Origin of the sequence: Rhodococcus sp. C1 (assembly GCF_020809065.1) — a bacterium.
Lineage (GTDB): Bacteria > Actinomycetota > Actinomycetes > Mycobacteriales > Mycobacteriaceae > Rhodococcus_F > Rhodococcus_F qingshengii.
Map to the genome: position 1 here is coordinate 2286239 of NZ_CP078080.1, position 19586 is coordinate 2305824.

Genomic DNA, 19586 nt, shown 5'->3' on the forward strand with positions numbered 1-19586 from the left:
CTGAGTCAGCCCTGAGTGACAGCGCTGAGTCAGCTGTTGCGGTAGTGGTCCCAGCTCGCCTTGCACGCGTGGGCGAGCTGGTCCACCCGTTCGGCGTCGGGTGTAGGCCAGTCGACGCCGGGTTCCATGATGTAGGCGGCCAGTTCGTCTCCCAGTAGGAATTCTCGTTTGAATTCGGCCTGAACCGCGCTCAACGTGATCCCGGCTTCGGCGGCGCGGGCGCTCAATTCGGCGAATCTGGCTCCGGCTCGAATGATTTCGAAACTGCCGAGGTACGGCTGATTGAGAGCGACGGCATCCGGATCGTCGACCTGAAATCCCTTGCGATGTGAGATCGCAAGTGTGCGAATGAGCTCCGGATCCATCGTCACGGGATTGTCGCCGCGTCGATTGCCGTCGTGGTCGCCACGATTGGAGAGCGCGACGACGTCGGGGAGCCGATCTGCTTCCGGCCGTTCGACATTGACGGCGCCGTCCTGCCGGGTGGTGTGGTTCATCGTGTCGTGGAACGACAAGGTCGTGAACGATCGACCGAGTTCGAAGCTCTTCGCCACCATGGCTTCGATCAGTGCGTCGCGAGTTCTCTCGTAGACGCCCAAACCGTGTTCAGCTGTCTCGGTGAAGGTCTCGGCGAGGTCCTTCCAGCCCGCGTCGTCGGTCGGCTCGAGCAGCAGGGGGTAGAACGAGAAGGTGACAGGGCGAACTGCGTCGACGCCGGTGAGGTCTGCTTTGTTGCCTGCACCGGCCTTGTGGACGCGGGCGAATGCTTCGCGCAGTGACGCTTCCAGGTTTTCGGGCTTCGCACGGTTGGGATCGCGAATCATGCGAGGGTGCGGATTCTCCACGTATACGATGCGCGAATCGATTTCGGCCCAACGGCGCACGATGGGACTGGTGGACATGTCGGTGAAGTCGAATTGCAGCCGCTGTGTGAACTCGGGTGCGAGAAAACGTGAGAGTTCTGCTGGAATCGCGGAACCCGAGTGTGGGCAACTGACAAGAAGGTCGGCGTCGGCGATGGCGTCGTCGAGACTGCGGGAGTCACGATCGGCATAGAACGTCAGGTCCTCCGCCGTGAACACGGTTCCGGCCGGGATGAGTACTGGTTCTCCACTGGTCATGAATCCCAGCGTAATCGAGTACAACCTTGCGTACTCAGTATCCGGTGAGTCGTTCCACGAGAGCCGTTTTGATCTCCGGGCGACCAGCCGCGACAAGAGTGAAGGTGGCTTCACGCATGAGCCGCTCGGGGGTGTTGCTGCCGACCAGAGCGCGGCTTCCGGTCGCAGTCACGAGTGCGGCCGACGCGCGTATCGCAAGTTCCGACGCTCGGGCGCGGGCGGCCGACATGTCGCCGCCGTCGCGCAGTGCTGCATCGAGATCGGCGCGCGCCCGGGTGGCTTGTTCCTCGAACGCGTCGGTGTCGACTCCCAGATCCGCGAGTTCGGTGACAGCACGGCGGGTGATGCCCATGGCCATCGCGCCGTTGAGCCACAAGCCGGGGAGCTGGGTGCTCTGGAATTGTTCGTCGCTGACGACAGCACAGACGTCGGTATCGGGAATTTCGAAAGCGTCGAACACGATTCGGACGGTGTTGCTCCCGCGCGCCGCGATCAGTGGAAGCTCCTCGATCGTCAGACCCGGGGCCTCGCCTACCGGTACGACGGAATGAACGATGGAATTGTCGAACTCGTCGCGCGCCGACACCAAGAGAACATCGACGATGCCCCAACCGGTGACGAAGGGTGCGATCCCGTCGAGGACGTAGCCGTCGTTCACCCGCTTCGCCCACAGGAGCGGTGGGCGGGGGATGGCGCCGGCATAGGCAACCCCACCGCGAATCGTGCCGGAAACCAGACCGTCCCAGTATTGCTCGCGCAGAGGTGCATTGGGACTCGCCGCCAGGGCTCCGACGACGCCGTGATGCTGCATCCAGGTGAACGTCGTCGCGAGGCAACCGCCGCACAAGGTTTCGAGGACCTCGACCAGTTCTTCGCTGCCGGGGCCGCCGTCACCGAGGGCGGCGATGCCGTAGAAGCCGTCAGCGGCGAGCGCGTCGAAATGGCTGCTGGGGATTTCTCCGTCGGCGTCGACGCTGTCGGCGACGGGAAACAGAACGGTATCGGCGATCTCACGCGCAAGTTCCGGCCACTTGGTCACGCTGTCAGGGTAAGCCGTGAGCGGGGGTTGTGGTGTGGAACCGAAACCGAGCATCTAGAACGAGGGCGGCGAACTCACGATGAGGAATCTCGCCACCGCGTCGGTGCGATTGAACCACCGGTGCGGGATGGTCGAGGTGTAGAGGAGGGTGTCGCCTACGTGAAGAACGTGATGCTCGTCCAGTCCCACCTCGACCTCGACAGATCCTTCGAGAACATGAATGAACTCTTCGCCGGCGTGCTCGGTGTGCTCACCTGCCTCGGAATGAGGTGCTGCCGTGATCTCGTTGGGTTCCATGGTCCGTGAGCCGGTGGAGCAGAATCGAATCACCGAATCGTGTGCCAGTTCGAAGGTTCGCCCCTCGCCGGCGCGGACGAGGCTGGACGGAGTTCGCTCACCCTGTGCCAAGAGTGCGTGCGCCGTGGTGCCGAGCGATTGCGCGAGGCGATGAAGGTTCATGACACTGGGTACTGCGTGGCCGTTTTCGGTCTGGCTCAGGAAGGGCTGCGACAAGCCCGACTTCACGGCAACCTCGCGCAACGTCAGTCCGGCTTCTTTTCGCGCCGTCCGCACGGCAGCCCCGATTGCGGTCGCTATCGCCTTCTGGTCGTCGTCCATGTGCCGAAGATAGCAGTGCTCTGGTGAAAGTTTTGATTACACAGACGAAACAAATTCGACCAAGGTAAGAAATTATCGACGTGCTGAATAGTCCCGTACACGAAACACTTCCAGCTTCGGACGGAGATCGGCGCATGGCCATCCATCCTGTCGACCAGCGGCTCCCATTTGCCCGCCAGTCTGCTTTTGCTCTTCAGCACGTCCTCATCATGTACACCGGCTGCATCACGGTTCCGCTGGTTTTCGGTGCCGCCGTAGGGCTGGACCGCAGCACAGTCGCGATGCTGATCAGCGCGGACTTGCTCGTTGCAGGCATCATCACGATCATTCAGAGCCTGGGCGTCGGGAAGGTCGCCGGTGTCCGGCTGCCGATCGTCTGCGGGGCGACCTTCGCCGGGCTGACGCCGATGATTCTGATCGCCAAGGAGTACGGCCTGCAGGCGGTGTACGGGTCCATGCTGGTCGGTGGCGTAGTCGGCATTGCCTTGGCCGTGCCGTTCGCCAAGATCGTCCGATACTTCCCACCCCTGGTTACCGGCGTCGTCCTCACAGTCATCGGCATCTCGTTGATCGGTGTCGCAGGAGGACTGATCGTCGGAAACGACCCCACCTCCCCGTCGTTCGCCGACCCGAAGAATCTGGCGCTGGCTGCCGCAGTCGTTGTGGTCGCGGTGGCCTTCATCTGCCTCGGCCGCGGGATGTGGACGCAGCTCGGTGTACTGATGGCGCTGGTGATCGGCACCGTGATCGCCATCCCGATGGGCCTGATCGATCTGAGTGGCGTCGGCGGCTCGGCCTGGGTGGGCTTCCCGATGCCGTTCCACTTCGGCGCTCCGGAGTTTCCCGTCACCGCCGTGGTGGCGATGAGTATCGTCATGGCAGTCGTCTTCGCAGAATCGACGGCGAGCATGCTGGCGGTCAGCGAGATCACCGGAAAGCCTTTGAAGAAAGCAGATCTCGCACGAGGGCTGGTGGCCGACGGGATGTCGGGAGTTCTGGGCGGAATCTTCAATGCCTTTGTCGACACCGTTTTCTCGCAGAATGTCGGCGCCGTTGCCACGACCCGGGTGTACAGCCGGTACGTGACCGCTACCAGCGGTGCCATTCTGATCGTCCTCGGCCTCATCCCGCGAATGGGTGAAGTGGTTGCAGCCCTGCCTGATCCGGTGGTCGGCGGCGTCGGAATCATCTTGTTCTCCACTGTCGCCGTGGTCGGAATCAACACGCTGCGCAAGGTCGATCTCAGCGACCCGATCAACACCACGATCGCCGCTGTATCGGTGGGGATCGGTATTCTTCCGGAATTTGCGGAAGGGATGTTCGAGCGATTCCCCTCCTCGGCTCAGATCCTCCTCGGTAGCGGCATCACCTTGGCTGCGGCCTCGGCCTTTTCGCTCAATCTGCTGTTCAATCACACCCGACTCGGTGAACTCGCGAGGCGATCGCGAGAGAGCCTCCATGCCACTGCAAAATCTGAACCCGCCACCAGCTCTGCAGGAGACGCCAGTGTCACAGTCCCAGTCTGATCCCTTCGAAGTGCCCGTCGTCGACATCTCGCCTTACGTGCTCGGTGGTGCCGACCAGGACAAGGCGCGAGTGGCTGCCGAAGTCGACCATGCTTGTCGGACTGTAGGTTTCATGCAGATTCGGGGCCACGGTGTTCCGGCCGCTGTTTCTTCCGGCCTCGCCGAAGCGATGGACGACTTCTTCGGGCTGCCGATGGAGACGAAGTCGGGCTACCGAATCGAGGGCGCGAATCGTGGGTACAGCCCGCCCAAGAGTGAGTCGCTGAGCCTGAGCCTCGGCGTCGAATCCGCGACCAGAATGAACGACTTTTTCGAGGCCTTCAACGTCGGAACCGAAGCCCGATCATTCACCGAACTCGAACTGTCGGAGGACGATTACGGAATCAACCTGTGGCCCGCAGTGTCTGGTTTCACGGAGCGGGTGGAGAATTACTACGCCCATGGCGAGCGGGTGGCACGCACACTGACCACCATTTTCGAAGACGCGCTCGGGCTGACCCCAGGATTCTTCGAGTCGATCACCGACCACTCCATCGACGTACTGCGGATGAACAACTACGCGTTACCCGAAGGGACGGTGACGTTGGACGGTGAGTTGAAGGGGATGGGCGAACATACCGATTTCGGGCTGGTCACCGTGCTGTGGGCGGATCAGGTCGAAGGTTTGCAAGTACTCGGGAGCGACCGACGCTGGCACGATGTCTGGCCGCACGACGGCGCGCTACTGGTCAACCTCGGGGATCTCACCGCGCGACTGACCAACGACAGGTGGATGTCCACGCTGCACCGAGTTGCGCCTCCGGTGGTGAACGGCACCATCAAGCGCCGGCGATCGGCGGCCTTCTTCCATGACGGAAACGTCGACGCGGTGATTGCGACCTTGCCGAGTTTTCAGGACGACTCCGGCTTGGAGTACGAACCCATTACCGTTCGCGATCACATCAAGGCCAAATTGGCCGGGTCGAGGCAGGGGAAGTCCAACGCCGCCGCAGGTCGTGAGGCGGCTCGGGTACTTTCGGCTGCGGAGCTCGAGGTCAAGCAGTGAGTGCACGGAACATCGTCCTGATCCACGGAGCATGGGCCGGCGGTTGGGTCTGGGATCGTGTGTGTGGCCCACTGAAATCGGCCGGCTTCAATCCTGTTGTGGTGGAGCTTCCCGGCTCGGGAAGTTGGAACTCAGACGACGTGATCGATCTCGATGTCGTTGCCGAACATGTTGTGGCAGTTGTCGAGTCCTTGGACGGGCAGTGCGCCCTCGTTGGTCACTCCGGCGGTGGCATCGTGGCCTCACAGGTGGCTGAGTTGCTGCCTTCGCGGGTAACGGGTCTTGTGTACGTCGCAGGGATGATGCTTCCATCGCAGACGGACTTCGGGATGCTCTGCATCGAACTCGGTCTGGAAAGTCCGGTCGGGATCTCACGTTGGTTGGTCCCCGCCGACGACGGGGATGCGACGGTGATACCGCCCGAAGCCGGCGCCGCTGTGTTCTTCCACGAAGCGCCGGTGGCTGATGCGATCTTCGCCGCGCGCATGCTCGTTCCACAACTGGAGTCAGCCCGCCTGATGGCACCGGTCTGGACGGAAGAGCGATTCGGAACCGTGCCGAGGTTGTATGTCGAATGCACGCTGGATCGAACCGTGCCGATCGAGGCTCAACGCGCCATGCAGAGACTTGTCCCCGGTGCCCAGGTGGTCAGCCTGGGCACCGACCATGCACCGCAGTTGTCGGCGCTCCCGGAGTTGATCGACGCGATCACCGATTTCGCCCGGCAGGTGTTCAGCCGAACTCGACCCCTTGAGCCAGCGGAAGCTGGTCCGAGTAATTGACGGTATTGGTGGCTCGGCGCATGTATGCCTTCCACGAATCCGAACCCGATTCGCGTCCGCCGCCAGTCTCCTTCTCCCCGCCGAATGCGCCGCCGATCTCCGCACCGGACGTTCCGATGTTCACGTTCGCGATGCCGCAATCGGAGCCGTCGGCGGCGAGGAAGCGCTCTGCTTCTCGCTGGTCGAGTGTGAAGATCGAGGACGAAAGTCCTTGAGGTACGCCGTTGTGCAGCGCAATGGCGTCGTCGAAGTCGGTGTAGGTCAAGACGTAGAGGATGGGTGCAAAAGTCTCCGCCCGCACCACCTCGGTCTGTGCGGGCATACGAACGAGGGCAGGTGTCACGTAGAACCCGGAATCGCCGACGCGGTCCCCGCCACACACCACAGTTCCGCCGTCCGCGCGTGCGGCCGAGAGCGATTTCTGCATCGTCTCGAACGCGGCTTCGTTGATCAGCGGCCCGACCAGAACACCGGAATCGAAGGGACTACCGACCTGGAGTTGCGCGTACGCGGACGCAACGCGGTCGACGACGTTGTCGGCGATCGACTCGTGAACGATGAGCCGGCGCAGTGAGGTGCAGCGCTGCCCGGCAGTTCCAGCGGCGGAGAAGACAATTCCGCGCACGGCAAGCTCGAGATCCGCCGACGGCGTGACGACTGCGGCGTTGTTTCCACCCAGTTCCAGGAGACTTCGTCCGAAGCGCTCGGCGACCCGCGGAGCCACGGCGCGGCCCATCCTCACGGAACCGGTGGCGCTGACCAAGGCCACGAGTGGGTTGTCCACGAGAGCCTCACCGACGTCACGTCCGCCGACGACCAACTGGTGAACGTCGATCGGTGCTTGACAATCCGCGAGCGCGCGTCGCAGGAGCGCGTCACATGCCAGCGCGGTCAACGGAGTGGTTTCCGAAGGCTTCCAGACGACGGCGTCGCCGCACACGAGAGCAATGGCGGTATTCCACGACCACACCGCGACGGGAAAGTTGAACGCGGAGATGACTCCGACAACGCCGAGAGGGTGCCACGTTTCCGTCAACCGGTGTCCGGGACGCTCGGACGGCATGGTGCGTCCGTAGAGCTGCCGGGAGAGACCGACGGCGAACTCGCAGATGTCGATCATCTCCTGTACCTCGCCGAGAGCCTCCGAGGTGACCTTCCCGGCCTCCAACGTCACGATTTCCGCGAGGTCATCCTTGTGTTCGGTCAGTAGGCTGCCCAGCCGGCGCACGACCGCGCCGCGCGCCGGAGCGGGGACGGTGCGCCAGGTGAGGAACGCGCGATGCGCCGCGTCGACGGCGTCGTCGACCTCTCGGCCGGAGTGCTGCCGAACGGTACGCAGTTGCGTACCGGTGATGGGGGTTCGTGCGCTCAGGTCGCCGGCGGGCCACTCGACACCGCACGCGGCAAGGGCGCTTTCGGCGCGATCGGCGAGGCTCGAAGAATCAGGCAGGTTCACTGGGGAGTCCTCTGTTGTTGTGGGCGGGAGGCAGCACGGCACGTGACGCCTCTTGTTGTGCGCGGTACAGCTCGAACGGATCTTCGATGGTGCGGTCGATGGCGCCCTCCAATCGATCCTGCCCGTATTCGGCGCCGGGCGCATCGGAAACGAATCCGGTCACGGAATCGAGATTGGATGCGAAGATCCCGGCCGCGGAGGCAGGTAGGAAGTCCTCGTAGACGATCGGGTCGCGGACGACAACAGTTCCTTCGTTTCGGTACGTGAAGTACGCCAACCCCGCGGCATCGAGTTCGCTTTCGGAGTGCGGAAATTCGCTGTCCCAGTCGGCGTCCTCGGGCGTGGCGATCAGTCGGTCGTAGATCGCTCGCCCGCTGCGGGTCAACGCGATTCCGCGTGCCTCCACCTCGCCGAATCTGACGCGGACGGGCTCAGTGGTGACCGATCCGTCGTGCTGACGGAAGAGTCTGTCTTCGGCCAATGCACGAAACGACGTCTGCCGCAGAAGTAGTGGTGGTCCGCTCCATCTCGGCGGGCCTTGGATGCGGTCGATCATGGTGATACCGCGCTCGGTCATGCGGCGGTACAACTCGTCGATGTCGAGCACTCGCGGGGTGAGGTGATTGACGTGGGTCGAGCCCTGCCCCGCAATGTCTGCAGCGACAGGCGAGATTGCGGCGAGTTCGCGGTACCAGCCCGCGTCGATGGGATCGGTGCCGAGCCGAAACGCCGAGGTCGCTGCATCGACGAACTGTGTCGCCTCGGGCTCCGTCAGGCCGCCCTCGCGACTCGATTGACGTGCCCACTGCAGAAGTTCGGGAGAGAACAGGGTCCGGCGACGCAGAAACCCGGTGATCCGACGCTCGAGGTCGGTGTCGAAGAACCTGGAATCGGAACTGGTCAGCACCGAGGTGAAAACGCGGAACGGGTTCCGGGCGAGTTCGGCGGGATCGGTGGGGCGAAATGCCGTCGAGACAACGGGAATGGGGGAGTCGGTGAGCCGGAGGTCGTAATAGCCGACCGGAAGCATACCGAATCCGCCGAAGACGGTGGCTACGTCACGTAGTTCGTCGAGAGTCCCCAGTCTGATGGCGCCGTGACGCTCGGCGCTGACTCTCGCCAGGCTGCCCAGGCGCTCCGCAGAATCCGGATGTTCGGCGGCAAAATCACGGTTCACCTGCATCGTTACATCTACCAAGGTGTTGTAAGCGGGGACCTCGTCGCCATACATCTTGGCGAGGGCCGCTGCGAACCGTGCACGTAGCTCCCAGGTTTCAACCATACGAATGTCCGATTGCGTTAGCCTGCGCAGGTGCGAGAAACAGAAACCAGTGACGTTGCCGGTGTTCCGGTCGACGAAACCGATCGACTTTTGATGCGTGAATTGGTCTTGGACGGCCGTGCCACTCTCGCGAGTCTTGCTGAGAAGGCTGGACTCTCGATCTCCGCAGTCCAGTCGCGAGTGCGTCGTTTGGAATCTCGCAAGGTGATCCGTGGGTACTCCGCGAAGATCGATCCGGAGGCACTCGGTCACAATCTGTCCGCATTTGTCGCCATCACTCCTCTCGATCCCTCGCAGCCCGACGATGCGCCTGCCCGCTTGCGTCATCTGCCGGCGGTCGTCTCGTGTCACTCGGTAGCCGGGAGCGAAAGCTACGTCCTCCTGGTCCGGGTGGCGTCACCTCGGGCGTTGGAGCGATTGCTGCAGGAGATTCGTACGGCAGCCAACGTCAACACACGAAGCACCATCATCCTACAAACTTTTTACGACGAATGACGCTTGTTCAATAACTTTTACGGTCCTCTATCGACACTCCCGGAAAATTGACATAGCCTTCGCGTATGAGTACTGCGATGCGAGACTTCGGTGACAGTGCGCTCTTTCCGGTCTACGACGTGTTGAAGGCCAGCATCCTCGTCGACGGATTCGATCTGATTCTCGACGTCGAAGGGTCGCGGGGTTCCTATCTCCGTGACCTGCGAGACGGAACCGAGTATCTGGACATGTTCGGTTTCTTCGGCTCTTCGGCCCTGGGTATGAATCACCCTGCGATCACAGGCGACGAGGAGTTTCAACAGGAGTTGGCTGTCGTGGCCTCCAACAAGCCGAGTAACTCCGACATCTACACCGAACCCATGGCGCGCTTCGTTGCGGCTTTCGCTCGGGTACTGGGGGATTCGGCACTCCCACACTTGTTCTTCGTCGACGGCGGAGCCCTGGCGGTGGAAAATGCACTCAAGGTTGCCTTCGACTGGAAGAGTCGGTGGAACGAAAGCCGTGGGTTGTCAGCAGATCTGGGGACAAAGGTCCTGCACCTGACCGAGGCTTTTCACGGCCGCAGTGGCTACACGATGTCGCTCACCAACACCGAACCGGGCAAGGTCGCGCGATTCCCCAAGTTCGACTGGCCACGTATCGACTCGCCGTACCTGGCAGACGGCCGCGATGTCGAAGCTGCGGAGAGGCAAGCTCTCGATCAAGCGCGCCGAGCTTTTGCCGACAACCCCGACGACATTGCCTGTTTCATCGCCGAGCCGATCCAGGGCGAGGGCGGCGACCATCACCTCAGGCCGGAATTTCTGCAGGCGATGCAGGAGTTGTGCCACGAAAACGACGCCCTCTTCATTCTCGACGAAGTACAGACCGGTTGCGGAATCACCGGAACTGCCTGGGCCTACCAACAATTGGGTCTGAGTCCGGATGTGGTGGCGTTCGGCAAGAAAACGCAGGTGTGCGGAATCATGGCCGGCGGGCGCGTGGATGAAGTGCATGACAACGTGTTTCACGTCAGTTCTCGGATCAATTCGACGTGGGGTGGCAACCTCACCGACATGGTTCGTGCCCGGCGGATACTCGAAGTCGTCGAGCAGGACCGACTGATCGACCGCGTGCGATTCACGGGTGCGCATCTCCTTGCCCGGTTGACCGAAGTCTGCGGGCGGTACGCGGCGGCAACCGAGCCGCGCGGTCGTGGTCTGATGTGCGCGATCACTCTGGAAGACAGTGACCTTCGCGATCGCGTTGTCCAGCGACTGCGAGAAGACGAGCATGTGATGATACTGCCCACCGGGAAGAGAGGAATCAGATTCCGTCCCGCGCTGACGGTGACCACCGGTGAGTTGGACGACGCGGTCGACGCGGTCGAGCGAGTGCTCGAGCGCGAAGTCTAGGCTCTGGCCTGGAGTTCGCTCCACACTCGATCCGGTGTCATCGGTGTGGAGTACATACGCACTCCACACGCGTTGGCTATCGCGTTTGCCAACGCCGGTGCTACCGGATTGAAGGGGGCCTCACTCATCGATTTTGCGCCGAAAGGCCCGAGTTTGTCGTACGTGTCGGCAAACAGTACTTCGGTGATCGGCAAATCTCCGATCTGTGGAACGTGGTAATTGCGTAGCTGAGGATTGATCACTCGGCCTTCTTCGATGACGATTTCCTCCGACAGTGCAGCGCCGAGGGCCTGTCCCACACCGCCTTCCACCTGCCCTCGCAGTTGTGCCGGGTTCATGACGGTGCCGGCATCGGCGGCCTGAACCGACTGCAGGATCTTCACCCGGCCGGTATCCGTGTCGACGGCAACGCGAAAACCGTGAACGTTGAACGAGACCGAGCGCGGTGTTCCGTCGTGGCGACCGTCAGCGGCGAGCGGGCCACCTTCGAGTAGCGTCGCGAAATCGAGGCAACCGTGGGACGTTTCGACCCCGTCCGGCGAAAGATCGTCGATCTGCGCGCCGCGGCCACTCAATCGCACCGCACGGGTCAGTATCCGCTCGCGAAGGCGCTCGCAGGCGATCAGGAGCGCCTTGCCGGCGACCACCGTTCCCGTCGACCCGAATGCTCCGGTGTCGTATCCGCCGGCATCGGTGTCGGATTGAACAATCGTGATGCGATCGACTGTCGTCCGCAATTCGGTGGCCGCGATCTGTTGGTGAATCGTAGTGGTTCCGTTGCCGAACTCAGCAGTGCCGATGTTCACGACGTACCGACCGTCGGCCTCGAGCGCGACGGTGGTGTCGGAGAAGTGACCACGCGGCGGGATCGTCGCGATCATGGCAATTGCCATGCCTCGACCGATCTGCCAACGCGACCCTGCCGGTGCAGCCTCTCCGCGTCCGCTCGACAGTGCACTGTCGACGAGGTCGATGCACTGGTCCAGTCCGTAGCTGCCGAATTCGAGATCACCGTCCTCGACGTGCCAGTCGACAAAATCGTCTCCGGGAACGACGACGTTTCGCCGCCGAAACTCGAAGGGGTCCATGCCGAGTCGATCAGCGAGCTGATCCATGGCCGACTCGACGGCGAAGATGATCTGGCCGAGCCCGTAACCACGGAAGGCGCCGGACGGAACGTTGTTCGTGTAGACCGCTTCGGCGTCGACGCGTTTGGTTGCAGCGCGATAGACCGCCATGGATTCGGCGCACCCATGGAACATGACTCCGATCGAATGGTTCCCGTACGCCCCCGCGTCGGAAAGGACGTCGATAGCGAGCGCAGTGAGAGTTCCGTCGGCGTCGGCGCCCGCACGCACCGATACTCGCATCGGATGCCGTGACGGTGTGATGGTGAACTGATCGCTTCGGCTGAACTCGTAGGCTACGGGCTTGCCGGTCTTCAAGACGGCCAGTGCGACCAGATCCTCGGTGAGTAATTCCTGCTTCCCGCCGAAACCCCCGCCTACCCGTTTTGCGAACACCCGGATTCGGCTGCGATCGAGATCGAAGATGTGGGCCAATTCGTCCCGAACCAGAAACGGCACCTGTGTGCTGCTTCTGATGACGAGACGGCCCTCCTCGTCGAGCCACCCCACTGCGCCGTGAGTTTCCAAGGCCACGTGCTGGACTCGCGCAGTTTTCCACGTACCTTCGACGACTGCAGTCGCATCCGCGAGCGCACGGTCCAGATCGCCGACGCCATCGTGAAGCGCGGCAACCACGTTGCGGGGGGCCTCGGCGATCCGCGAGCTCTCGTCCTTGTCGCCGTGCAGGAGTGGAGCGCCGGGGGAACGCGCCAGATCTGGTTCGAATACCGCGTCGCGTACCTCGTAGTCGACTTCGATCAGCGAGAGTGCACGTTCCGCCTGCGTCGGGGTTTCGGCGATGACCGCGGCTACGCGCTGGCCGCGGAAACGGAGGGTGCTGTCGAACACGCGCGTGTCGTCCGGATCGTCGTTGCGGTCCTCGTGCCGGGCGGTCGAGAACAGCACGTCCGGACTGTCATGAAAAGTGAGGACCGCGGCGACGCCCGGCGCCGCTTCGGCTGCTGCCGTGTCTATCCGCGTTATGTGTGCGTGTGCGTGCGGACTGCCGAGTACTGCGACGTGAAGCAGGTCGACCGGCTTCTCACCCGGGGAGAAGTCCATGGTGTACTGCTCGGTTCCCGTGACGATGCGTGCGGACGCCGGGGCTGCGATCGAACGCCCCTGAGCCCCGCCTATTTTGGCGGTCTCCGTATTGGATGTACCGGCGAGAGCGTCACGAATGGACCGATAACCGGTGCAGCGGCACAGGTTACCTTTCATCGAGCACGCGAGATCGGATTTTTGCTCGACCGACAACGCTGATGCGGTGACTACCATTCCCGCTGTACAGAAACCGCATTGGAATCCGCCCGCGTCCACGAATGCCTGTTGAATGGGGTGAAGTTTCTCCGGTGTTCCGAGACCGGAGGCGGTGACGACGTCGCGGCCGTCGATGCGATGGGCGGGAAATATGCACGAATGGGTGGGGTGTCCGTCGACCAGCACCGAGCAGGCGCCGCAGTCCCCGGCATCGCACCCCTTCTTGACGGAGTTCGCTCCGTGCTCGCGGAGGAAAGTTCGCAGGCACTGTCCTGGGCGGGGCTGGTCGTCGCGCGGAACTCCGTCCACCGAGTACCTCATTCCAGTTCACCTCGGATTTCTTCGGCAAGAAGCTCGGTCATCGCCTTCCGCCACGGCGCAGTTCCATGGACATCGGTGAAGTAGGCGTCTTCCGGAATCCTGCTGCGCAACGCATCCGCAAGTGCTGTGGCGTCGGGGAGTTCGTCGAATTTCAGAGCGTACGGACGGCGGGTCGCGGCGGTGATCGCCAGCGTGAAACCGTCGGCGCCGCAGCGTCCGGCCACGGCTACGGCCGATCGCCCGAGTGACGTCTGAGCCAGCTTTCGCATCGCGGTACGTGCAGTCAATGCATGCACGGGAATCCGGACACTGCGGATGATCTCACCGGACCTGAGTACGTTTCGAGAATCGTCGATGACGAAATCGACTACGGGGAACGAGTATTCGGTACCGTCCGGACGCCAGATCGTCAGTTCGGCGTCGAGAGCGGTGCACAGAGTCGTCATCGCTCCGGCCGGGAAGGAGAGCGCGATGTTGCCGCCGACTGTCGCGTATCGCAACACCTTCCACGATGCGAGCAGTGCGTCAGCGCAGTGTTGGAACAGCGCTGCGGCGCGCCAGGATGCGGGAAGTTCGGCGCGGCACAGTTCCTCGATGGTGCAGGTGGCCGCGATCTCGAGACCGAGATCGCCGACCGCCACAGCTTCCCAGTCGAAGCCCGCAAGGTCGACAAGGGTGGTCAGGTGCGGCTGCGGTTCCGAGTACAGCCAGGTGCCGCCACCGATGAACCCGATGCCGGGTGACGCACAGGGGAGTTCGGCGCGGGTCCGCGGCACCAGAACTTCGTCGACGCTGTGCAGGTCCATCGCGACCTCAAGCCTTTCCGAGTAGATCGCGGTGTGCGCGTGCGACATCCGAGGCCACGACGTCCTCGTCGACGGTGGTGACTCGTCCGTCGGCAACTACGATTCGCCCGTTGACGAGCAGTAACTTCAGCGGGGGAGTCGAGCCGAGTACGAGCGCCGCCACTGGATCGGTGATGCCGGTATGCGCGACGGTGTCGAGTTTCCACACCGCCAGGTCGGCAAGTTTTCCGACCTCGATCGATCCGATCTCGCTCTCTCGGCCCAGAACTCGTGCGCCGCCGATGGTTCCCAATTCCAAGGCTTTTCGCACCGTCATCGTCTGCGGTCCGCCCTTGGAGCGAGCAAACAGAAGTGCATGACGAGACTCCTCGATCAGGCTGCAAGCTTCATTGCTCGCCGCGCCGTCCACGCCGAGCCCCACGGTGACCCCGCCGTTCACCAGATCGGCGGCACGGGCGATACCGGCTCCCAGGCGTGCATTGGAGGTCGGGCAGTGCGCCGCCGCAGTTCCGGTTCGCGCCATCGTCTCGATACCGGCGTCGTCGAGATGGACTGCGTGGGCGTACCAGACGTCCGGGCCCACCCAGCCGACTCGTTCCATGTATTCGACCGGCGTGCAACCGAAATGCTCGTGGCAGAATCTCTCCTCGTCCAGTGTCTCGGCCAGATGCGTGTGCATACGCACGCCGTTTTCGCGGGCCAGCGTCGCGGACTCGCGGAGCAATGCCTCCGTCACCGAGAAGGGTGAGCAGGGAGCTACCGCGATCTGCAGCATCGATCCGGGATTCGGGTCGTGCCAACGGTCGATCACCGACTGCGTGCCGGTCAGGATGTCATCGAGTTTTTCCACGACGTGATCCGGTGGCAGGCCGCCGGAACTCTGGCCGAGATCCATCGACCCACGACACGGGTGGAATCGAAGGCCGACCTGCGCAGCCGCGGTGATCTCGGCCTCGAAAACGTCGCCGGCGTCGCGGGGAACGACGTAGTGGTGGTCGGTGGTGGTCGTACATCCGGTTTTCGCCAACCACGTGAGGCCGCCGGTGGCCGCCACGTGGACGGCGTCGGCGTCGATACCTGCCCAGACGGGGTACAGGGTGGTCAGCCACTCGAAAAGCGTCGAGTCCGCGGCCAGGCCTCGGGTGATCCATTGGTAGAGATGATGATGTGTGTTGACCAGACCCGGCGTGATCAGGCAACCACTCCCGTCGATCACTTGCGCACCCGGGTATTCGGGTGGCGTTCCGGCGCCGACGTCGACGATCTTGTTGCCCGAGATCACCACATAGCCGTCGGAGTACTCGGAGCGGTCGCCGTCCATCGTGACCACATGAGCGCCCGCCACGACGAGTGTTGCCCCGAGAGCTGATTCGGTCACGACAACCAACCGGCGTAGGTGGTCCACGACGGTCCCGCGTCTGGTGCGTCGGATCGGCTGACCGCAGCTTGGATCAGGCCGTACGGACGATCCGCAGCGTGGAACACCTCGTTGTCGTTCTCCACTCCGAAGCGGCCGAGTGCATATTCGAAATGATGCTTGTTGGGTGCGGACAGTCGAACCTCCGCGATGATCGGGAATTCCTCGAGGATTGCCTTGCCGATGTGGAAGAGCGTCTGCTGCAGGGCAAGTGAATGTACCTGTGCGAACTGCTTGACGATCTGTGCCTTGATGCCCGCGTAGACCGATTCCCAGTCGACGTCGGTGGTGACGAATCGCCACTGGGCGACCAACGTCGTCGCCATGACGCGGTCGTCGGTCGGCTCGAGAACGGTGTACGGATCTTCGAGAAAACCCGAGAACTCACTACCGGTCGATTTGAGGATCACCAGGTCCTTCAGGCCGCCGATCACCCATGTCCCGGTATCGGAGATGGTGATCGACGCCGTCCGAACTTCCTGACCCTTCCGAATCCAGGTGTAGTCGTGCTCGCTGCCGTCGACAATCGCACGCTCCCAGGCGTATTCCTCGATCTCGATCCGCGCGCCACTGACCGGTTCGATGTCGTCGACGAAATGACGGGCGAGTTCGAGTCCGTACGTCTCGATCGAGATCAGACCCTTTTCCTTGGCGTAAGAGTAGGCCGTTTGTTTCTGCGTGTCGGTCGGCAGAACCTTCGATTGATCACCGGTGAGGTACGCGTCGGCGAAATCTCCACGCAGGCAGGTGGAGACGTTGATGTCGTGAATTTCGTGACGGGGGGTGTCTCGATAGATTCGGACTACTCGATTTTCCGCTTTGCCGTACTGGTGACCCGATAGTTCGATCGATCCGCTCAACCGTTCGGTGTTCGTACTGCCGGTTGTGATGTTGCCGGTCGTGATGTTTTCGGTAGTCACGTGTTCAGCTCCCGCGATAGGTGGAATAAGCAAAGGGCGACAGCAACAGTGGGACGTGATAGCCCCGTGCCGTGTCGTCCACCCGGAAGGTCACTGTCACTTCCGGGTAGAAGTTTTCTTGTCCGTTGGTCTCGAAATACGTTCCGGTGTCGAAAGTCAGGGTGTAGTGACCGGCGGTCAGGCCACCGGGAGCAAGTTCGGGGATGCGGCCGTCGGAGTCGGTCTCCGCAGTGGTGACGGAGGCGCCGTCTCGATCACGAAGTTCGACGCGAATCCCCGCCGCGGGGTTGCCCGTCGTCGCGTCGAGAACGTGCGTGCTGAGGGTCTTGCTCATGCTGTGCCTCCGGCGAGTGCATCGATCAGACGGGCGAGTCTGATCCGATTGATGGCGGCCAATTCGGTTCGAAGCACGGAACGCTCGGTCGCCGGGTCGTTTCGGAGACGACCTCGAAGGATGTCGAGGAGCTCCGTTCCAGATTTCCCCGACGCGCAGACCAGGTAAACATGGCCGAATGTCTCTTCGTACTCGGCGTTCTTCCGTCGAAGTTCCGCGAGTACGTCTTCTGTCGCCGACGAGACTCCCGACTGTTCACGGGTAGAGGCCGCGCTCTCGCTTCGCTCACCGATTCGTGGGTGGCCGGAGAGAGCGTCGTCGATCTCGGACTCGGGAAGCTCGGCCAGCACCGCATCTGCTTTGTCGAACAGAGCTTCCAGATCGGCGAACGGGCGAGACGAGGCGATTTCCTGTGCCCACACGGCGGAATGGCAACACTCGAGCAGCGCCGCGACTGCCTGGTGGTCACCGAGCGCATCGAAGGCTCCGAGACCACTGGAACTCGTTGTAGGCATGTCCACAGGATTACTTGAGCATGTTACGGATCTGTAGCGCAGCAATTACGGGAGATGATGTGTCTCGATCTTATTTCTCCGGCTGCTCTTCCCCGATCACGGTTTCTCGGCGACCGATACATTCTCAGGTATGACCGATACTCCGAAGCTGTCTTCCGTCGTACCGTCCCTGGCGAACCTCCGAGACATCGGTGGCCCCGAATCGAGCTTCGGTGGCACCGTCCGCACCGGGAGCGTGTTTCGTTCCACCGATCTGGCATCGCTCAGTGCGGACGGCGTACAGACCCTCGCCGATCTGGGCATCGTCACGATCTACGATCTGCGCACCGAATCCGAACGCGAGACGGCACCGGATCTGACGCCGGACGGTATCCGAGAAATCGGCCTGGACGTATTGGCGGACAAGCAGTATCGCGCCATTCCGGCTCAGATGCAGCAGATGATCGCCGACCCGGCGTTTGCTGCCGAAGCGTTGGGCAGCGGCCAGGCGCTCGAGTACTTTCAGGGAAGTTACCGCGATTTCGTGACCTTGCCGAGTGCGGTCGCGTCGTACCGGCAACTGTTCGTCGACTTGGCGCAGCCGCCCAGCTCGCCGGCACTCATTCACTGCACCACGGGCAAGGATCGCACGGGTTGGGCAGCGGCCGCGTTACTGCTGTTCCTGGGTGCCTCCGAGGACGCGGTCTTCGCGGACTACCTCGAAACCAACAAGATTCTGTTGCCGATGTTCGCGCCGCTCCTCGAACGATTCGAGGCGAAGGGTATCGACCCGACCCTGCTCGAAGGTGTTCTCGGTGTCAGGCGCGAGTACCTGGAGGCGTCGATGGCAGAGCTCGAGCAGGCCCACGGATCGATCGAGGCGTACTTCACCGACGGCTTGAAGATCGACGCGTCGACCCAGGACCAATTGCGGAGCAACCTGCTCAGCTGATCAGGACCTGCTCGGCTCGTCTCGGCGGGAAGTTCGTCGCCTCGTCACGAGGCTGACGATACCGATCCCGATGGCGATGCCGAGCAGGTCGGCGCTGCCGTCCCAGATCGAACCGGAACGCGAAATGGGCAGCGCTGCTTGAAGAACCTCGGACGTCGCGGCAAAGATCACCAACCACACAGCCGTGAGCCACACCGGGATCCGCGCGTGCAACGAGGTGATCGCCAATACCGCGAACATCAGCGTGTGAGTGATCTTGTCGGTGTTCTCCGGGCTCGAGGGCACGGTGGAACCCGGGGAGAAGAGCATGATCAGGGCAATGACCACGGCGATCGCCAACGGCCAGTATCGGTTGTTCTTCAATTCGTCTGCCCCTCGACGACGACGAGTCCGAGTGCACCTTCGGCGAACCTGGTGACGGCGTCGGCGGCCGTCGTGAGCGCCTCGGTGTGCCCGTCGCGGGCCCAGCCGGTGAGCAGGGCGGTGGAGTCGAGAGGTGTCAGAACGACCTCGGCGAGAAGCTCACCGGTGTTGGGTTGGCACACTGCCCAGGAGTAGACGCTGTTTTCGTGCCACTGAGCGCTTCGCTGACTCACGTAATCGGGGTCGGTGATACCACCATCGGCAAGGGCGGGGCGGTCGTCCACACGCTCGTCTGCGCGCAGTGCGCGTAGATACCAGCCGCCTGCGTTGATCTCGATCGGCTCCATCAGTCGGAGTCCCGCTCGCGGCGGCGCTTGGCTTTGCGTTCCCGGTCGGTACCGAACAGCAGTGCACCGGCCAGGGGAATCGCGAGGAACCACAACCAGGTACCGGTGACGAAGAACAGGATCACCGCGAGAATCGGGACGACGGCCATGACGCGACCGGACCAGTCGGGGTTGAAGCCTCGCTCCGCCGGCGCGTCGGGAGGCGTCACCATCGACAGGGGAGCGGTGCCGGGGGCTTGGTAGTTACCCGGAAGATCGGCGAACACCGGAACGAGTTCACTGCGAGTTGTTGCGGCACTGACGATTCCGCTTCTCTCGTCGAACTCGGTGACGGTGAGGCGGCCTGCGGCGAAGTGCTCGCTCAGGAGATCGAGTGCCTGCTCGCGTTCTGCAGTGCCGATGCGAATGTCGGGGACGTCAGCCATCGTTACAGCCTACTCAAACGACTGTGCGCCTTTCCGGTAGTGGGGACTACCGGAAAGGCGCA

Annotated in this window: 20 protein-coding genes; 6 read left to right on the top strand and 14 right to left on the bottom strand. The window is 62.6% G+C overall.

The genetic code is table 11. The features are described from left to right. Positions 1–29: 29 nt before the first annotated feature. From KTR60_RS10510 to KTR60_RS10520, 3 genes are read right to left on the bottom strand one after another with little or no spacing between them, the layout of a single operon-like run. Positions 30–1121, bottom strand: coding sequence for an N-formylglutamate amidohydrolase (locus tag KTR60_RS10510; protein ID WP_007727250.1), 1092 nt, complete (start codon positions 1119–1121; stop codon positions 30–32). Between the two features lie 34 nt (positions 1122–1155). Beyond that, entirely contained in the window at positions 1156–2160 is a 1005-nt protein-coding gene (locus KTR60_RS10515; protein WP_039972812.1) for an acyl-CoA dehydrogenase family protein, read from the bottom strand. Positions 2161–2214: 54 nt separating this feature from the next. Then, positions 2215–2778 (bottom strand): helix-turn-helix domain-containing protein, encoded by a 564-nt coding sequence (locus KTR60_RS10520; protein ID WP_007727247.1) that lies wholly within the window; start codon positions 2776–2778, stop codon positions 2215–2217. Between the two features lie 134 nt (positions 2779–2912). Between KTR60_RS10520 and KTR60_RS10525 the strand changes: the two genes are divergently transcribed. The 3 genes from KTR60_RS10525 to KTR60_RS10535 are packed head-to-tail and all read left to right on the top strand — an operon-like array spanning position 2913 to position 6131. Beyond that, complete coding sequence (locus KTR60_RS10525) at positions 2913–4304, top strand: uracil-xanthine permease family protein (RefSeq protein WP_007727244.1); 1392 nt, start codon at positions 2913–2915, stop codon at positions 4302–4304. Continuing rightward, on the top strand, positions 4285–5349 hold the full coding sequence (locus tag KTR60_RS10530; RefSeq protein ID WP_042449601.1) for an isopenicillin N synthase family dioxygenase: 1065 nt from the start codon (positions 4285–4287) through the stop codon (positions 5347–5349). Before KTR60_RS10525 ends, KTR60_RS10530 begins: the two co-directional genes overlap by 20 nt. Beyond that, on the top strand, positions 5346–6131 hold the full coding sequence (locus tag KTR60_RS10535) for an alpha/beta fold hydrolase (RefSeq protein ID WP_064074931.1): 786 nt from the start codon (positions 5346–5348) through the stop codon (positions 6129–6131). Before KTR60_RS10530 ends, KTR60_RS10535 begins: the two co-directional genes overlap by 4 nt. On the opposite strand, the gene KTR60_RS10540 is transcribed toward KTR60_RS10535, so the two are convergent. Together KTR60_RS10540 and KTR60_RS10545 are read right to left on the bottom strand one after the other, a co-directional pair. Next, positions 6082–7587 (bottom strand): aldehyde dehydrogenase family protein, encoded by a 1506-nt coding sequence (locus KTR60_RS10540; RefSeq protein WP_042922141.1) that lies wholly within the window; start codon positions 7585–7587, stop codon positions 6082–6084. The genes KTR60_RS10535 and KTR60_RS10540 overlap by 50 nt on opposite strands. Further along, positions 7574–8869: a VOC family protein gene (locus KTR60_RS10545; RefSeq protein WP_228402132.1), complete on the bottom strand. Its 1296-nt coding sequence runs from the start codon at positions 8867–8869 to the stop codon at positions 7574–7576. The genes KTR60_RS10540 and KTR60_RS10545 overlap by 14 nt, the downstream gene beginning before the upstream one ends. A 30-nt stretch (positions 8870–8899) precedes the next feature. Here KTR60_RS10545 and KTR60_RS10550 point away from each other — a divergent pair, with 30 nt between their 5' ends. Beyond that, positions 8900–9364: an Lrp/AsnC family transcriptional regulator gene (locus tag KTR60_RS10550; protein ID WP_003940830.1), complete on the top strand. Its 465-nt coding sequence runs from the start codon at positions 8900–8902 to the stop codon at positions 9362–9364. Positions 9365–9429: 65 nt separating this feature from the next. Further along, complete coding sequence (gene lat / locus KTR60_RS10555) at positions 9430–10758, top strand: L-lysine 6-transaminase (RefSeq protein ID WP_116056926.1); 1329 nt, start codon at positions 9430–9432, stop codon at positions 10756–10758. Here the strand turns inward: lat and KTR60_RS10560 are convergent. From KTR60_RS10560 to uraD, 6 genes are all read right to left on the bottom strand, one after another. Next, positions 10755–13466, bottom strand: coding sequence for a molybdopterin-dependent oxidoreductase (locus tag KTR60_RS10560; protein WP_228402133.1), 2712 nt, complete (start codon positions 13464–13466; stop codon positions 10755–10757). The genes lat and KTR60_RS10560 overlap by 4 nt on opposite strands. After that, the gene (locus KTR60_RS10565) at positions 13463–14272 is read right to left on the bottom strand and encodes an FAD binding domain-containing protein (RefSeq protein ID WP_003941021.1); all 810 of its coding nucleotides are present in this window, start codon (positions 14270–14272) and stop codon (positions 13463–13465) included. The genes KTR60_RS10560 and KTR60_RS10565 overlap by 4 nt, the downstream gene beginning before the upstream one ends. 7 nt (positions 14273–14279) lie before the next feature. After that, on the bottom strand, positions 14280–15593 hold the full coding sequence (locus tag KTR60_RS10570) for an 8-oxoguanine deaminase (RefSeq protein ID WP_267133034.1): 1314 nt from the start codon (positions 15591–15593) through the stop codon (positions 14280–14282). A gap of 53 nt (positions 15594–15646) precedes the next feature. After that, positions 15647–16549, bottom strand: a complete 903-nt coding sequence (gene pucL / locus KTR60_RS10575) for a factor-independent urate hydroxylase (RefSeq protein ID WP_037129153.1) — start codon at positions 16547–16549, stop codon at positions 15647–15649. A 64-nt stretch (positions 16550–16613) separates the two neighbouring features. Then, positions 16614–16943 (bottom strand): hydroxyisourate hydrolase, encoded by a 330-nt coding sequence (gene uraH, locus KTR60_RS10580; protein WP_007727227.1) that lies wholly within the window; start codon positions 16941–16943, stop codon positions 16614–16616. Continuing rightward, positions 16940–17458, bottom strand: coding sequence for a 2-oxo-4-hydroxy-4-carboxy-5-ureidoimidazoline decarboxylase (gene uraD / locus KTR60_RS10585; RefSeq protein WP_064689005.1), 519 nt, complete (start codon positions 17456–17458; stop codon positions 16940–16942). The genes uraH and uraD overlap by 4 nt, the downstream gene beginning before the upstream one ends. A 130-nt stretch (positions 17459–17588) precedes the next feature. Here uraD and KTR60_RS10590 point away from each other — a divergent pair, with 130 nt between their 5' ends. Then, positions 17589–18389 (top strand): tyrosine-protein phosphatase, encoded by an 801-nt coding sequence (locus tag KTR60_RS10590; RefSeq protein ID WP_214926911.1) that lies wholly within the window; start codon positions 17589–17591, stop codon positions 18387–18389. Here the strand turns inward: KTR60_RS10590 and KTR60_RS10595 are convergent, their stop codons facing one another. Genes KTR60_RS10595 through KTR60_RS10605 form a run of 3 tightly spaced genes read right to left on the bottom strand, consistent with a single transcriptional unit; the run spans position 18390 to position 19524 of the window. Next, a complete protein-coding gene (locus KTR60_RS10595; RefSeq protein ID WP_054782298.1) occupies positions 18390–18752 on the bottom strand; it encodes a VanZ family protein in 363 nt (120 codons plus the stop codon). Further along, a complete protein-coding gene (locus KTR60_RS10600; protein ID WP_003940792.1) occupies positions 18749–19099 on the bottom strand; it encodes a hypothetical protein in 351 nt (116 codons plus the stop codon). Before KTR60_RS10600 ends, KTR60_RS10595 begins: the two co-directional genes overlap by 4 nt. Then, positions 19099–19524 (bottom strand): DUF1707 SHOCT-like domain-containing protein, encoded by a 426-nt coding sequence (locus KTR60_RS10605; protein ID WP_003940708.1) that lies wholly within the window; start codon positions 19522–19524, stop codon positions 19099–19101. The genes KTR60_RS10600 and KTR60_RS10605 overlap by 1 nt, the downstream gene beginning before the upstream one ends. Between the last annotated feature and the right edge of the window lie 62 nt (positions 19525–19586).